General features: G+C 46.7%; 1 protein-coding gene. It reads left to right on the top strand.

Annotated features, from left to right (window positions below):
- Positions 1-525: iron-containing alcohol dehydrogenase (locus R7E78_RS30295; RefSeq protein WP_318059166.1), on the top strand; the 525-nt coding region annotated here is incomplete at both ends.

Here is a 525-nt window from a genome sequence, read left to right as displayed (position 1 = left end):
CAAAGACGCGATCCCAGCTGCTCAAAAGGTCTTGGTGATTTACGGTGGCGGCTCAATCAAAAAGAACGGCGTATACGACCAAGTAGCAGAAGCGCTCACTGGCCACGAATGGTCTGAGTTTTCTGGTGTAGAACCAAACCCAACAAAAGAAACATTGGATAAAGCGGTCGCTATCGTAAAAGATCAAAACATCGACTTTATTCTTGCTGTTGGTGGTGGTTCGGTTATCGACGGTTCTAAATACGTTGCGGCAGCATCAAAGTACGATGGTGACGGCTGGGACATTATGATCGGTAAGCATCAAGTTACAGAAGCAACACCGCTTGCGGCTATCCTAACGCTACCTGCAACTGGTTCAGAATCCAACATGGGTGCTGTGATTACAAAAGCAGAAACTCAAGACAAACTGCCGTTCATGTCTCCTGCTGTACAGCCTAAATTTGCAGTCTTAGATCCAGATGTAATGAAAACGCTGCCTGAACGTCAGCTTATTAACGGCATTGTCGATGCGTGGGTACACGTTTG

The organism is Vibrio sp. YT-19(2023), from assembly GCF_033337395.1.
The sequence above is the reverse complement of the archived record's forward strand: the minus strand, read 5'-3'. Positions and strand labels throughout refer to the sequence as shown.